Source organism: Pseudofrankia asymbiotica (assembly GCF_001983105.1).
Taxonomy (GTDB): Bacteria; Actinomycetota; Actinomycetes; order Frankiales; family Frankiaceae; genus Pseudofrankia; species Pseudofrankia asymbiotica.
The window spans coordinates 25,356-40,272 of the sequence record NZ_MOMC01000026.1 but is presented as its reverse complement, the minus strand read 5'-3'; the positions used below and the strand labels follow the sequence as shown (position 1 = coordinate 40,272).

At 73.2% G+C, this 14,917-nt stretch carries 13 protein-coding genes; 7 read left to right on the top strand and 6 right to left on the bottom strand.

Going from position 1 to position 14,917, the window contains the following annotated elements; all coding sequences use genetic code 11:
- Positions 1-338: helix-turn-helix domain-containing protein (locus BL253_RS14245; protein ID WP_096336002.1), on the bottom strand; the 338-nt coding region annotated here is incomplete at its 3' end.
- A 197-nt stretch (positions 339-535) separates the two neighbouring features.
- On the opposite strand from BL253_RS14245, the gene valS reads away from it, so the two are divergent.
- Complete coding sequence (gene valS, locus BL253_RS14240) at positions 536-3,211, top strand: valine--tRNA ligase (protein WP_076817138.1); 2,676 nt, start codon at positions 536-538, stop codon at positions 3,209-3,211.
- Positions 3,212-3,351: 140 nt separating this feature from the next.
- Positions 3,352-4,356: an RNA polymerase sigma factor SigJ gene (sigJ, locus tag BL253_RS14235; protein ID WP_076817137.1), complete on the top strand. Its 1,005-nt coding sequence runs from the start codon at positions 3,352-3,354 to the stop codon at positions 4,354-4,356.
- Positions 4,357-4,385: 29 nt separating this feature from the next.
- Here the strand turns inward: sigJ and BL253_RS14230 are convergent, their stop codons facing one another.
- The 3 genes from BL253_RS14230 to dut all read right to left on the bottom strand — a co-directional run bounded on the left by BL253_RS14230 (position 4,386) and on the right by dut (position 6,711).
- Positions 4,386-4,904 carry a gamma carbonic anhydrase family protein gene (locus tag BL253_RS14230; RefSeq protein ID WP_081438303.1) on the bottom strand — a complete coding sequence of 173 codons (519 nt, stop codon included), beginning with the start codon at positions 4,902-4,904 and terminating at the stop codon, positions 4,386-4,388.
- 303 nt (positions 4,905-5,207) lie between these two features.
- Positions 5,208-5,936, bottom strand: a complete 729-nt coding sequence (locus tag BL253_RS14225) for a DUF3710 domain-containing protein (RefSeq protein ID WP_076817134.1) — start codon at positions 5,934-5,936, stop codon at positions 5,208-5,210.
- A gap of 124 nt (positions 5,937-6,060) precedes the next feature.
- Positions 6,061-6,711, bottom strand: coding sequence for a dUTP diphosphatase (dut, locus tag BL253_RS14220; protein ID WP_241834783.1), 651 nt, complete (start codon positions 6,709-6,711; stop codon positions 6,061-6,063).
- 262 nt (positions 6,712-6,973) lie between these two features.
- Here dut and BL253_RS14215 point away from each other — a divergent pair, with 262 nt between their 5' ends.
- The 3 genes from BL253_RS14215 to BL253_RS14205 all read left to right on the top strand — a co-directional run bounded on the left by BL253_RS14215 (position 6,974) and on the right by BL253_RS14205 (position 8,989).
- A complete protein-coding gene (locus BL253_RS14215; protein ID WP_076817147.1) occupies positions 6,974-7,282 on the top strand; it encodes a DUF4235 domain-containing protein in 309 nt (102 codons plus the stop codon).
- A 321-nt stretch (positions 7,283-7,603) separates the two neighbouring features.
- Entirely contained in the window at positions 7,604-7,984 is a 381-nt protein-coding gene (locus BL253_RS14210; RefSeq protein ID WP_076817132.1) for an OB-fold nucleic acid binding domain-containing protein, read from the top strand.
- Positions 7,985-8,158: 174 nt separating this feature from the next.
- Positions 8,159-8,989, top strand: coding sequence for a DUF3159 domain-containing protein (locus BL253_RS14205; RefSeq protein WP_076817130.1), 831 nt, complete (start codon positions 8,159-8,161; stop codon positions 8,987-8,989).
- Positions 8,990-9,007: 18 nt separating this feature from the next.
- Here BL253_RS14205 and BL253_RS14200 read toward each other — a convergent pair whose 3' ends face one another.
- Complete coding sequence (locus tag BL253_RS14200) at positions 9,008-9,694, bottom strand: potassium channel family protein (RefSeq protein WP_076817128.1); 687 nt, start codon at positions 9,692-9,694, stop codon at positions 9,008-9,010.
- Between the two features lie 5 nt (positions 9,695-9,699).
- Positions 9,700-10,365 (bottom strand): potassium channel family protein, encoded by a 666-nt coding sequence (locus BL253_RS14195; RefSeq protein WP_076817126.1) that lies wholly within the window; start codon positions 10,363-10,365, stop codon positions 9,700-9,702.
- A 344-nt stretch (positions 10,366-10,709) separates the two neighbouring features.
- Here BL253_RS14195 and BL253_RS14190 point away from each other — a divergent pair, with 344 nt between their 5' ends.
- Positions 10,710-12,791, top strand: a complete 2,082-nt coding sequence (locus BL253_RS14190; protein WP_076817125.1) for an APC family permease — start codon at positions 10,710-10,712, stop codon at positions 12,789-12,791.
- Entirely contained in the window at positions 12,791-14,464 is a 1,674-nt protein-coding gene (locus BL253_RS14185; protein WP_420801663.1) for a class I SAM-dependent RNA methyltransferase, read from the top strand. Before BL253_RS14190 ends, BL253_RS14185 begins: the two co-directional genes overlap by 1 nt.
- The last annotated feature ends 453 nt before the right edge of the window (positions 14,465-14,917 follow it).

The following is a 14,917-nucleotide window of genomic DNA, read 5'->3' as shown; positions in this document are numbered from 1 at the left end:
TGCGTGAACGGCCGCCCCAGCCGGGTCGGGCGGGTCTGGGCCGCCGCCACGAGGAATGCCTCGTCCTCAGGGCTGATCCGGCGGGGACGGCCACCCGCCCAGTGAGGGTCCAGGCAGTCCAGGCCGATCTCGTTGAACCGGTGGATCACCTGGCGGACCGTGTCCTCGTCCGCGGCGACCAGCCGGGCGATCGCCGGGACGGTGTTCCCACTCGCCGACGCCATGATGATCAGGGCGCGGCGGAACCGGACCGAGGAGTGCGTCCCCCGCCGCACGATCCTCAACAGCCGGCGGCCCTCCTCGTCGGTCAGCCGCCGTGCTCGCACGGGTTGCGCCATGACGTCCACCTCCCGGTACCACTCACACATCGGTACCGACAGTGCACACCCGAACACCCAGACAGGCGCAACCCGATCACCGCACTCCGCCCCAGCCAACGTAGGCGGTCAGCGCACTAGCGGGGACGGGCGCCGCCTCGACGCGGACGAGCGCCGGCCTTGGATAACCGTTAGGCGATCACCCATAGGATGGAAGGGTGGTGTCAACAGACGGTGCCCAGGGCACGGCGGCGACCTCGATCGAGGCGGCGCGGCCGGCGACCCGGGCGATTCCAGCGAAGCCGAGTCTCGACGGGGTCGAGGAGCACTGGTCCGCGGTATGGCAGGACCAGCAGACGTACCGGTTCGACCGCACGGTCGAGCGCGCGCGCGTCTACTCGATCGACACTCCGCCGCCGACCGTAAGCGGCTCGCTGCACGTCGGCCACGTCTTCTCGTACACGCACACCGACCTGATCGCCCGCTACCAGCGGATGCGCGGCCTTGAGGTCTTCTACCCGATGGGGTTCGACGACAACGGCCTGCCGACCGAGCGGCGGGTGCAGAACTTCTACGGCGTGCGCTGCGACCCCTCCGTCCAGTACGACCCGGAGTTCACCCCGCCGGCCAAGCCGGGCAAGGAGCAGATCCCGATCAGCCGGCGTAACTTCGTCGAGCTGTGCGAGGAGCTGACGCTCGAGGACGAGAAGGGCTTCGAGGAGCTCTGGCGTCGCCTCGGCCTGTCCGTGGACTGGACGCAGACGTACGCGACGATCGACACCCGCTCACGCGCCGTCGCCCAGCGGGCGTTCCTGCGCAACTACACGCGCGGCAACGCCTACCTGGCCGAGGCGCCGACGCTGTGGGACGTCACGTTCCGCACCGCCGTCGCCCAGGCCGAGCTGGAGGACCGGGAGCGCCCCGGGGCGTACCACACGATCGGCTTCCCCCGGTCGTCCGGCGACGGTGAAGTGATCATCGAGACGACCAGGCCCGAGCTGCTGCCGGCCTGCGTCGCGCTGGTCGCGCACCCGGAGGACGAGCGTTACCAGCCGCTGTTCGGCAAGACCGTGCGCACGCCGCTGTTCGGCGTCGAGGTGCCGATCGTCGCGCACCGGCTCGCGGCCCCGGACAAGGGCTCCGGCATCGCGATGATCTGTACGTTCGGTGACCTCACCGACGTGATCTGGTGGCGCGAGCTGAACCTGCCCGCCCGCGCCGTCATCGGTCGCGACGGCCGGCTGCTCGCCGACCCGCCGGCCGCGATCGACACCGAGGCGGGCCGGGCCGCCTATGCGGAGGTCGCGGGCAGGACGGTGCACGCCGCCAGGACCCGGATCGTCGAGCTGCTCACCGAGTCCGGCGCGCTCAGGGGCGAGCCTCGGCAGATCACCCACCCGGTGAAGTTCTACGAGAAGGGTGAGCGGCCGCTGGAGATCGTCTCCACCCGGCAGTGGTACCTGCGCAACGGCGGCCGCGACGAGGAGCTGCGCGCCGAGCTGCGCGCGCGCGGCGCCCAGCTCGACTGGCACCCGCCGCACATGCGGGTCCGCTACGAGAACTGGGTCGACGGCCTCAACGGCGACTGGCTGATCTCCCGGCAGCGCTTCTTCGGCGTGCCGTTCCCGGTCTGGTATGAGCTGGACGAGGACGGCGAGCCGCGCTACGAGGCGCCGATCCTCGCCGCCGAGGACAGCCTGCCCCTCGACCCGTCGACGGACATCCCGCCCGGCTACACCGCCGCCCAGCGTGACGTGCCCGGCGGTTTCACCGGTGACCCGGACGTCATGGACACCTGGGCGACGTCGTCGCTGACGCCGCAGATCGCGGGCGGCTGGGGCTACGACGAGGACCTGTTCGCCCGGGTGTTCCCGATGGACCTGCGCCCGCAGGCCCACGAGATCATCCGGACCTGGCTGTTCTCGACCGTGGTGCGCAGCCACGAGGAGCACGGYGAGCTGCCCTGGTCGGACGCGGCGATCTCCGGCTGGATCCTGGACCCGGACCGCAAGAAGATGTCGAAGTCCAAGGGCAACGTCGTCACCCCGCTGGGGCTGCTCCAGGAGCATGGCTCGGACGGGGTCCGCTACTGGGCGGCCTGCGCCCGGCCGGGCACGGACACGGCGTTCGACGTCGGCCAGATGAAGATCGGCCGTCGGCTCGCGATCAAGATTCTCAACGCGAGCCGGTTCGCGCTGGGCATCGTCGGCGGCGAGGGCGACGCCGTGCCGCCGGCGGGCATCGCGACCGGGGACGCGGCCGACGAGGCGACGCTGGCCGCGGTGACCGAGCCGCTGGACCGGGCGCTGCTCGCGAGTCTCGCCGACGTCGTCGACCAGGCGACCGCCGCGTTCGACGGCTACGACTACGCCCGCGCGCTCGAGATCACCGAGTCGTTCTTCTGGACGTTCTGCGACGACTACGTCGAGCTGGTGAAGGGCCGCGCCTACGGCGGCGCGGGGGAGGCGGGCGCGGCCTCGGCGCGGGCGACGCTCGCGGTGGCGCTCTCGACGCTGCTGCGGCTGTTCGCGCCGTTCCTGCCGTTCGTCACCGAGGAGGTCTGGTCCTGGTGGCAGGCCGGCTCGGTGCACCGGGCGCGCTGGCCGGAGGCCCCCCAGCTGCGCAAGCTCGCCGAGGCGGCGCCGGCGCGCCAGCTCGAGGTCGTCGGGGTGGTCCTCTCCGCGGTGCGCCGCGCCAAGTCGGAAGCCAAGGTGTCGATGAAGGCGGAGGTCGCCTCCGCCAGGATCACCGCCGAGCCCGACGTGCTGGCCCTGCTGGACCCGGTCGGCGCCGACCTGCGCAACGCCGGCAGCATCGCCGGCCTGACCCTGGCGGCGGGCACCGGCGAGATCACCGTCACTGTGGAGCTCGTCCCCAGGCCCACCACGGTCTGACCGCACCCGAGGCGCTCTTCGGCCGGCCATCGCCGACTGGCCGAAGAGCGCCTCGCGGGTTTCTCGGGCCCGCGATGTCACATCCCGGGTGGGTATCTCGTCCTCATCTCGACGCAGAAGCGCGGAGTTGCGGAGAGACCATGAACATCTTCCATGCCGGCGCGGCCGAGGACGGGGGCCGGCCCGCGCAGCTCGCGGCCGCGTTCGAGTCCGAACGCGGGTACCTGCGGGGCCTGGCCTACCGGATCCTCGGCTCGTTCGCCGACGCCGAGGACGTCGTCCAGGAGGCGTGGCTGCGCCTCGACCGCGCCGACGTCGAGCCCGACGACCTGCGCGCCTGGCTGACCGTCGTCGTCGGCCGGCTCTGCCTGGACGAGCTGCGCTCGGCGCGCGTCCGCCGGGAGTCGTACATCGGCCCGTGGCTGCCCGAGCCGCTGGCCGACGTCGGCGGCCTCGACGCGGTGGCGGTGTACGCGGCCGGCACGGCGGGGGCCGCGGGGGCGGCGGCCCAGCGGGCGGCCGCCGCGTCGCTGCCGGACACCGCGGCGGACCGGGTGACGCTCGCCGAGTCGGTGAGCATGGCGATGCTCGTCGTGATGGAGACCCTCAGCCCGGCCGAGCGGACCGCGCTCGTGCTGCACGACGTCTTCGGCTACGGGTTCGACGAGATCGCCGAGATCACCGGCCGCACCCCCGCGGCCTCCCGCCAGCTCGCGAGCCGCGCCCGCCGCCACGTCCGCTCCCGCGGCGCCCGGTTCGACCCGGACCCGGCCCACGGCTGGCGGGTCGCGGAGGCGTTCCAGCGAGCGGCGGACGGCGGTGACCTGGCCGCGCTGGTCGAGCTGCTCGATCCGGACGTCGTGCTGCGGTCCGACGGCGGCGGGGTGGCCCAGGCGGCGCGGCGGCCGATCGTGGGCGCGGACAAGGTCGCGCGGTTCCTGCTGAGCATCCTCGCGAAGGCCGCGCGGGATCCGGCCAGCGCGCGGATGATCGTGCCCGCCGAGGTCAACGGCGGCCCCGGCTTCCTCGGCTATATCGGTGGCGAGCTGACCGACGTGGTCGCCCTGACCACCGAGAACGGCCGCGTCCGGGCCATCGACCTGGTCGCCAACCCGGCCAAGCTGCACCACCTGCGCGGCACCTGACCCAAACCGGGCGCCGCGTGGTCGAGGCGTCAGTCGAGGCGGCGCAGCTCCTCGCGGAAGCGCTTGCCGTTCTCGACGTAGTGCTCGGCGGCCATGGCGATGCCCGCGGCGTTGGCCGCGCCTTCACGGATCTTGGCGGGGACGCCGAGAGCCATCGCGCCGGGCGGGACGACGCCGTTGTTGCTGACGACCGCGTTGGCGCCGACGATCGCGCCGGAGCCCACCCGGGCGTTGTGCAGCACGATCGAGCCGGAGCCGATGAGCGCCCCGTTCTCGACGGTGCAGCCCTCGAGGTGGGCGACGTGGCCGACCACGCAGTCGTCGCCGACGACCGTGCTGTGCAGGGCGGTGGTGTGCACGACCGTGCCGTCCTGGATCGACGTGCGGGCGCCGATGATGATCTTCCCGGTGTCGCCTCGCARCACCGCCCGCGGCCAGACCGACGACTCAGGGCCGATCGTCACCGACCCGATCACGGTCGCGTCCGGATGGACGTACGCCGACGGGTCGATGTCGGGAACCTGGTCCCCGAGCGCGTAGATGGCCAACTCTGCCTCCGAGGACATGAGCGCCCGCGGCCACGCGTCTCGCGTCTCGCGTGCCCGGCACGAATGTGACAGTGGGTGCGACGGCGGACCGCCACGTCCGGTGTCCGTCCCAGCTATCTTGCCGTCTACCCGGTTTCGGACGCCCTCGACAATGACGTGCGACGCTTTCCGCCGCCCAGCAGTGTGTGAGCCTCCGCCGACGGAGCCGCCGACGGTGGTGCCACTGACGGTCGGACAGCGGTGCCTACCGCGCGGGGAGCCCTGCAGGCCGACCGGCGCTCACCGCCGAGTTCGCCGGTCAGGTCAACGGAGCTCGGCGATGCGGGCGCCGGGAGTGGGCATCTGCGGGCGGCCGGACGTCGCTTCGGTGCCCGTGCCGTCGCCGTCCTCGTCCAGGCCCTCGACGTGGTCGGAGACCTCCTTGGGCAGCTTGAGCGGCAGGGGGTCGCGGACCGGCATCGCGTCGTCGCCGCGGACGACCACCAGCTGGCGCAGCGTCTCCTCGAGCAGCGGCGCCCGGGACGGGTCGAGCGCGCCGGGGCCGGTCATGACGGCGCGCACGAACCAGCGCGGCCCGTCGATCCCGATCATCCGGCCGGGGACCAGCTGGCCGGGCACCGGAGTCGGCAGCGCGAGCTCCAGCTCGCGGCCGTAGCGGCCGTCGACGGTGTGCGGCGAGCCGCCGTTCGCCTGCAGCTGCTCGATGATCTCCGCGCGGACGTCGTCCCACAGGCCCCGGGTCTTCGGGGCGGCGAAGACGGCCAGCTCCATGGCGCTGTGGCCGTCGGCGACGACCACGCTCATCGGCCGGCCGGACGCCTCCTCGACCTGGAACTGGATCTGCGCGCCCTCCAGCGCCGGCACCCGCAGGGCCCCGACGTCGAGGCGGTGGATGTCGTCACGCGGGGCGTCCTCGACGTCGTAGGGTCCCCGCGGGTTGTCGACCGTGCCGGCGTGCTCCTCGGGCTCCGGCTCCCCGTCGATGAAATCGGCCTCGTCGGCCTCCTGCCTGCGGCGGCGCCCGAATGCCATGGCCTTCCCTCTCCTGCCTTCTCGTCGAGCCAGTCCCGCTGGGCTCAACGAGCGATCACCCCGAATGGGTCCCGCCCCGGGCGGTCCCGGGCCGGTTGACGAATCTCCGTGTCGTCGGCCCCGGTCAGCGGCCGAGGCCGCCACCGGCGACGCCCGTCGAGCCGAGGCCGCCGTCGCCGCGCCCCGAGGCCGGCAGCTCGTCGACCTCGCGGAAGACCGCGTGCTCCACGCGCTGCACGACGAGCTGGGCGATTCGGTCGCCGCGGGACAACCGGATCGGCTCGCTCCTGTCCGTGTTGATGAGGATCACTTTGATCTCCCCACGGTAGCCGGCATCGACGGTACCGGGTGCATTGACCACGGAGAGCCCATGCCGCGCGGCCAGCCCGCTGCGAGGGTGCACAAAGGCTGCATACCCAGYCGGCAGCGCGATGGCGAGCCCGGTTCCGACGATCGCGCGCTCACCGGGGGCCAGCGTGACGTCCCGCGCCGTGACAAGGTCCGCGCCGGCGTCCAGGGGCTGGGCGTACCGGGGCAGYGGCAGCTCCGGGTCAAGCCTGCGCGCCAGCACCTCCACCGACGCGCGCCCGGCGTCGGTCCCGGGTCCTGGCACGTGCGCCGCCCCGCGGGACGCCACGTCCGCGGGGACGGCCCGCCGATCCGCGGGGACGGCCGGTGGGGCCGTGGGGAGAGCCGGCGGGCCCGCGACGACGACGTCGTCGGCCACCGCGCCGCCGGTCGCGGCGTCGGCTGCCGTCGGATCGAGGGCGGTCATGGCGGCTCTCCTTCTGGTCGACCTGGTCAACGGGCGGGTGCCGACGTGCGCGCGTCAGCCGCTGGTGGGCGCGGCCGGCGTGACCCATCGGCCAGGGACGATACTGGCTGCGCACACCGTCACTGGGTGGGTAGGTAGAGCAACGGCGGCACACGCGGACGGCGCCACACCGACGGTGGGACGCGGAGACGACGTCCGCGCGGACAGAGCGCGAACGACCGGCGCCGAACACGCGAGCGTCGAGGACATGGAGAGGTGCACGGTGGCGGGACCGGTATCCAAGGTCGGCTGGAAGATCGTCGGGGGAGCGGCCACCGTGGCGGGCGGCACGGCGGCCACCAAGAGCGTCAACGCCGTGTACCGGAAGGTACGCGGCGGCGAGCCACCCAAGAACCTGGCACACCCGGACACGACCTGGCGGGAGGCGATGTTCTTCGCGCTGCTGACGGCCGTCGCCGTCGCGCTCGGCCGGCTCGCGGCCGAGCGGGTCGTGGCGACCGGCTGGACGCGGCTGACCGGCGCGCTGCCGCCAGGCATGGAGGGCAGGGCGGCGGCCGCCTCGACCGACTGAGGCCGACGGGTTGGCGCAGGGCCGTGGCGCCGGCCCGGGACATGGGCCGGCGCGCGGTACGGGTCCGTCTCCCGATGCCGGTTCGGCGGGGGGTTCGGCCGGTGGCGGGGGCGGCGGTTGGCGGCTTCCGCCGCTGTCGGGGGGTCAATCGGGCAACCGTCGGCGAGAGGACGGAGATCGAGGTCACAAAACCTACGGCCCGACCCCCTTTGCCGGGGCACACTGCCTTTCAGGAGTGTTTCAAGCCGATGTCCACGGACTTGGCGAGAAACGCCCGGCGAGAAACGCTGCCTGGCATCGGTGGGTCAGATCGGAGGAGTCGTGGCTGAGCAAGGCGGCTGGTGGGGCAAGGTGGTGCACCGGCTGACGGCCGACGACGACGAGCTCGAGGCAGAAGACCTGCAGCGGGCGGCCCGTGCCGAGGGCGCGGTCCCGATCGGCGGCTGCCAGGACCACGAGGCCGCCTGCGTGGCCGGCACCGTCCGGTCCGTCACCGTGCGCACGCGGTCCGGCGCGCCGAGCCTTGAGGTCGAGGTGTACGACGGCAGCGGATGCGTCACGCTCGTGTTCCTGGGTCGTCGCCAGATTCCCGGCCTGGACGCGGGCCGGTCGTTGAAGGCCACCGGCCGGATCAGCCGGGACGACCGGCGGACCACGATCTTCAACCCTCGTTACGAGCTGCTCCCGGTCGCCAGCCACTGAGCAGTCATCAAGCAGCAACCAAGCAGTCACCAAGCAGTCACTGAGCAGCCGGTGGGCGGTCGCCGAGGCGCGACCGCCACGCCTGGTGACGGCCTCGCCGTCGGTGGGGACTCGCGCCGGGACGGTTACTCTTGCGGGAGCCGACCGTCCCAGGAGAGTGGGCCGACCTACCCGATGCCAGGACTGTCCCCTCGAGGGAACAACGCGTCCGACACCCCGCCGCCGGACGAGGACACCTCGCTCGACGTGACCCCGCTCGACGCGGCCGCTCACCGGGAGAGCCGGCGCCCACGGGCGGGCGGCCAGGACTCGACCGATGATCGGGACGCGGCGAGCCCCGAGTTCAAGGTCTCGTTCAGCGAGGCGATCGGAGGACCCCGCGGGATCGTCGACAGCTCGCTGCCGACGATCGCGTTCGTCGCCCTCAACAGCGCCGCCGGGCTGACCTCGGGGATCATCGGCGCGGTGGTCGTCGGCGTCGCGATCTTCATTCTGCGGATGGTCCGCGGCGAGCCGAAGCAGCAGGCGTTCTCCGGCCTGCTCGCCGTCGGCGTGGCGGGCTACGTCGCGTCCAGGACCGGCCGCGGCAAGGACTACTTCCTGGTCTCGATCCTGCGCAACGCGGGCGCCGTCGTCGTCGGGGTGGTCTCCCTCGCCGTCCGCCGGCCGCTCGCCGGCTATGTGATGGCCGGCCTCGACCAGCGGTACGCCGACTGGCGCGACCACCGCGACACCCTGCGGGCGGCGAACTGGGCCACCGGCGTCTGGATCGTCGTGTATTTCCTGCGGTTCGCGGTGCAGGGCGTGCTCTACCTCGCCGACCGGGACGGCTGGCTCGCGGCGGCGAACCTCGCCCTCGGGCTGCCGCTGTTCGGCCTGGCCGTGCTGGCGACGCTGGGGATCGTGCGCAAGATCGCCCCGGCCTCCCGCTTCGAGCCGCCCGATCAGGACGAGGCCGACCCGCTTCCGGCGGAGGCCGCCATCCGGAACGCGCCCGACGAGTAACCGGACCCGGCCGCCGCCCTACAAGGTGGACGGCGGGGTCGCGCCGAAGAGGGTGGCGAGCTCCGCCTCCGCGTCGGTGGTGACGGCGACGGCGAGCACCTCGTCGCCGGGCTCCAGCGTGCTGTCCGGGGACGGGACGACGGCCTGGCCGCCGCGCAGGATGACGACCAGCGCGCAGTCGCGCGGCAGCGAGATGTCGCCGACGGTCTGGCCGGCGACCGGCGAGTCCGCCGGCAGGGTGAGCTCGACCAGCGACGCGTCGGACTGGCGGAACTTCATCAGCCGGACCAGGTCACCGACGCTGACCGCCTCCTCGACGAGCGCGGTCAGCATCCGCGGGGCCGACACGGCCACGTCGACGCCCCAGCTGTCCGTGAACAGCCACTCGTTCTTCKGGTGGTTCACCCGGGCCACCACCCGGGGCACGCCGAACTCGGTCTTGGCCAGCAGCGAGACGACCAGGTTGACCTTGTCGTCGCCGGTCGCGGCGACCACGACCGCGCAGTTCTCCAGGCCGGCCGACTCCAGCGACGACAGCTCGCAGGCGTCGGCCTKCAGCCAGCGCGCCTTCGGAATCGACTGCGGACGGATCTTGGCGCCGTCCCGCTCGATGAGCAGCACCTCGGTGCCGTTGTCGAGGAGCTCGCTCGCGATCGACCGGCCGACCTTGCCGGCACCGGCGATCGTCACCACCTGGCGCGTCATGACCCTCAGGCTCCCTTGGGTGGGTTGGCGCGGGCGACGGCCTCGGCCTCGGCGACGCGTTTGCGAGCCACGGTGGCGTGCAGGATGTCGCCGTCCTGCACCATGGTGCGCCCGTCCGGGATGATGCCGTCGCCGTATCGGGTCAGGCAGGCGACCCGGATGCCGGCCGCCTGCTCGATCTCCTTGACCGGCCGGCCGGCCCAGCCCTTCGCGGGGGTGAACTGGGTCATCAGGGCGGCACCGGACGGATGGGTCCACTCCGGGGTGACCGCCTCGGGCAGCAGCCGGGCGAGCATCTGGTCGCGCGTCCAGCGCACGGTGGCCACCGTCGGGATGCCGAGCCGCTCGTAGACCTCGGCCCGGCGGGGGTCGTAGATCCGGGCGACGACCCGCTGGACGCCGAACATCTCCCGCGCCACCCGGGCGGAGATGATGTTCGAGTTGTCGCCGCTGGACACCGAGGCGAACGCCTCGGCCTTCTCGATGCCGGCCTCGATCAGAGTGTCCCTGTCGAACCCGACACCGGTGATCTTGCTGCCGGTGAACGACGGCGGCAGCCGGTGGAAGGCGGTGGGGTCCTGGTCGATGACGGCGACGCCGTGCCCGAAACGTTCGAGCTCGATCGCCAGGGCCGAGCCGACCCGGCCGCAGCCGAGGATCACGACGTGCATGGGGCGAGAGCGTAGCGGTGTCCGATGCCCTGGGTCGACGGACCGGCGCCGTCGCGTGGGCGGCGCGCGCCCGACGCGCCCGTGGCGCCCGTCGGCCTCGCTGCGCGGGCTATGCCGCGGGTCACATGCCAGGTGGTCGCGGCGGAGCGCCGGCCGGCGGGCGGCGACGTCGTGACGGGGCGCATGCGTGCTGGCGTGCTGGGCTTTCCAGGCACGGGATGATCACCGCGACGGTGCGCGCCGGGGATCCCGGGCGGTCCGCGCCCACCCCGGCACTCTGGCCGGGCCTTGGCGATATGTGCCGCGCCGAACAGATCGACAGGGTTGCTCGGTAGCATCTGCGCGTGGCGCTCACGGACCGGCTGAAGCGCATCTGGGTCGGCCGCCCCCTCGGAAGTGACCGGCTCGGAGAGACGTTGCTGCCGAAGCGGGTCGCTCTGCCCGTATTCGCCAGCGACGCGCTGTCCTCGGTGTCGTACGCGACCGAGGAGATCCTGCTGGTTCTCTCGCTCGGCGGCCTGGCGTTCTATCACTTCACGCCGTGGATCGCGCTCGTCGTCGTCGCGCTCATGCTGACCGTCGTCGCGTCCTACCGTCAGACCGTGCACGCCTACCCCAGCGGGGGCGGCGACTACGAGGTGGCGACGGAGAACATCGGCGGGCCGGCGGGGCTCACGGTCGCCAGCGCCCTGCTGGTCGACTACGTGCTGACCGTCGCCGTGTCGGTGTCCGCCGGCGTGGCGAACCTGACCAGCGCGGTCACCAGCCTCGCCCAGCACAAGGTGATCATCGCGGTGCTGCTCATCGTCGTGCTGACGATGATGAACCTGCGCGGCGTGCGCGAGTCGGGCACCGCGTTCGCGATCCCGACCTACGGGTTCATCCTCGGCATCTTCGTCATGATCGTCATCGGGTTCGTGAAGATGGCCTTCGGACACACTCCGCGGGCGGAGAGCGCCGACTACCACGTCGTCGCGGCCAACCACTACTCCGGGCTGGCACTCGCGTTCCTCGCGCTGCGGGCGTTCTCCTCGGGCTGTACGGCGTTGACCGGCGTCGAGGCGATCAGTAACGGCGTGCCGGCATTCCGCCCACCCAAGAGCAAGAACGCGGCATCGACGCTGCTGGCGATGGGCCTGATCGCCGCGCTGATGTTCATCGGCGTCACCGTGCTCGCGATGGCCAGCAAGGTGCATGTCGCCGAGGACGCGAAGAACCTCGTCGGTTCGCACGGCGAACAGCCGACGGTGATCGCGCAGGTCGCGGCGGCCGTGTTCGGCGGGGGCTCGATCGGGTTCGTCTACATCGCCGCGGTGACGACGCTGATCCTGATCCTGGCCGCGAACACGGCGTTCAACGGCTTCCCGGTGCTCGGCTCGATCCTCGCCCGCGACGGCTACCTGCCGCGCCAGCTGCACACCCGCGGCGACCGGCTCGCCTACTCCAACGGGATCCTGCTGCTGGCCGGCTTCGCCATCCTGCTGGTGGTGGTGTTCAAGGCCGAGACCACCCGGCTGATCCAGCTCTACATCGTCGGCGTGTTCGTCTCGTTCACCCTGAGCCAGTCCGGCATGGTGCGCCACTGGCAGCGGGTGCTGCGCGGCGAGTCGACACTCGCCACCACGCCGGGCGGGCGGCGCAGGGTCCGCCGCGCGCAGACGATCAACTTCTTCGGGGCCTGCATGACGGGCCTCGTGCTCATCCTCGTGCTGGCGACGAAGTTCACCCACGGCGCGTACATCGTCGTCATCGCGATGCCGGTGATCTTCGTGGCGATGCGGGCGGTGCGCAAGCACTACGACCGGATCGCCATCGAGCTCACCCCGCCGCCCGGCCCGCCGAAGCTGCCGTCTCGGGTGCACGGTGTCGTCCTGGTCAGCAAGATCCACGCGCCGACGCTGCGCGCGCTCGCCTATGCCAAGGCGACCAGGCCGCACAGCCTGGTCGCGGTGACCGCCGCCGTCGACCCGGCCGACGCGGAGCGGCTCACCCAGGAGTGGCACGAGCGCGGCATCACCATCGACCTGGTGACGCTCGCCTCGCCCTACCGGGAGATCACCGGGCCGGTGCTCAAGTACGTCGCGGACATCCGCAAGGACAGCCCGCGCGACGTCGTCGCGGTGTTCGTCCCGGAGTACGTCGTCGGCCACTGGTGGGAGCACCTGCTGCACAACCAGAGCGCGCTGCGGCTCAAGGCGAGGCTGCTGTTCCAGCCCGGGGTGATGGTGACGAGCGTGCCCTGGCAGCTGGAGTCGTCGTCGAACGCGCAGCGCCGCATGGACGGGGAGGCCGCCGGCGCCGTCCGGCGCGGCCAGGCCGGGCCGCGCGGACCCGGCGCCGTCGCCGCCGTCGGCGCGAAGGAGCCGTCGGCACCGTCGCCCGGCTCGACCGCGTTGTCCGGCCGAGCCGACGGGGCGGAGGGCTAGTGCCGCCGGGGACGCGGGGCCGCCGTCGGCCCGAGGCGGGACGTTCTCGCGCCTCCTCGGGCCATGGACCGGCCAGGACCGACCAGGCCGGCCCTGGCGGCGACCATCGCGCGGGTGCGCGGTGGGCCGACGAGGAGTACGACGGTGACAGGGACGGCGAGGGCGGCGAGGGCGGCGAGGACCACACGGGCGGCGAACTGATCGATCTGGAGGTGGGCCCGGTCGCCCACGGCGGGTCGTGTGTGGCGCGGTCCGGCGGCCGGGTGGTGTTCGTCCGGCATGCGCTGCCCGGCGAGCGGGTGCGCGCCCGCGTCACCGACCGTTCCCACGACCGGTACTGGCGCGCCGACGCCGTCGAGATCATCGAGCCCTCACCCGACCGGGTGGAGGCGCCCTGCCCGCACGCGGGGCCGCCCAGGCCGGCGGCCCCGGCAGAGGCGACGCGGCCAGGGGCTCCGGGAGGGGCACAGGGCGAACGTGGCCGCACTCCCCTCGGGCAGGGTGGCTGCGGTGGCTGCGACTGGCAGCACGCCTCACCCGCCGCCCAGCGGCGGCTGAAGGCCGAGGTGGTCGTCGAGGCGTTGCGCCACCAGGGGGGCCTGGCCGCCCACGTGGCCCACGATGGCGGGAAGGGTGACGAGCGGGGCGTCGCGATGGGCACGTCGGGGCTCGCCGTCACGGTCGAGCCGGTGCCCGCCCCGGGCGGCGAGGCGGATGACGTCGCCGCGGGCGGCCCGGCGCGGCAGGTGGGCCAGGGGGGACGGGCACGCCAGGGAGATCGCGCGGTGGCTCCGCCAGCCGGCGAAGGGCTCGGCTGGCGCTCTCGGATGCGTTTCGCCGTGACCGCGGACGGCGAGGTGGGGCTGCGGATGCACCGATCGCACCAGGTCGTGGCCACGCCCGACTGCCGGATCGCGCATCCGCTGGTCGTGGATGCCGTCGCCGGGCGGCGCTTTCCGGGGGCGGAGGCGGTCGAGGTCGCGGCGAGCGTGAGCTCCGGGCGGGTGGCTGTTCGCCCGACCGGCGGCACGTCGCGCGACGTCGGCCGGGCGGCTCACGGCGGCGGGCTGGTCGAGCGGGTGCTGGGCCGGGAGTTCCGGGTCGACGCGTCCGCGTTCTGGCAGATCCACCCGGCGGCGGCGCGCACGCTCGTCGGCGCGGTGCTCGCCGCGCTCGAGCCGCGGCCGGGGGAGCGGGCCCTCGACCTGTACGCGGGCGCCGGCCTGTTCGCGGCCTTCCTCGCCGAGGCGGTCGGCCCGGACGGCGAGGTGATCGCGATGGAGTCCGACGCCGCCGCGGTCGCCTCGGCGACCCGCAGCCTCGCCGATCTGCCGTGGGTGTCGGTCCGGCCGGTGCGGGTGACGGCGGCGACCGTGCGTCACTGCGTCGGCGGCGGCGCCCGTCCCGCCGACGGCCCGGGCGGGGGCGGAGGCGGCATCGACGTGGCGGTGCTGGACCCGCCGCGGACCGGCGCCGGCACGGACGTGCTGACCGCGCTGCTGGCGTTGCGGCCTCGGGCGGTCGCCTACGTGGCCTGCGACCCGGTCGCGCTCGGGCGCGACCTCGCCGCCGCGGCGGCGGCCGGCTACCAGGTCGACGGCGTGCGCGCCTTCGATCTCTTCCCGATGACCGCGCACATCGAGTGCGTCGCGCGCCTGGTCCCCATGCCCTAGCGCCAGGCCGGTCTCGCCTCCAGGGCCGGCCGGGGCGATCCGCGCGAAACCGGTCGGTCGGGCCGCGACGAAGCGGACGGTCGGTCCCGGCCCGCTCGTTCGTGGACCGGCGGCCGGTGACGGAACGCTGTCGCGCGGCGCGCCGTGTCGATAATCCGTGTACCGATTGCCCGGATGGCGTATCGGCATTGTGACGATGCGGTGTCGGTGGCTAACCCGGCCTTTCCGGGGGCGGCGCCGCCATCTTGGGGTGATGCGTTCCCCCGGACACGCTGGCGGCCGGACCAGGCCAGACCGGCGTCGGCGGGTAGTCGGATGACCGACATGGCGTGGCGGCCGAACGGCGGTAGGTTCAGCAGAGTACCGGTGCCGGGACGCGATGTTGCTATAGCGGAGTGTCGCCGCGGCGGGGAGCGGATTCTACCGCCAAAACGCGCGAATTCACCCGCGGCC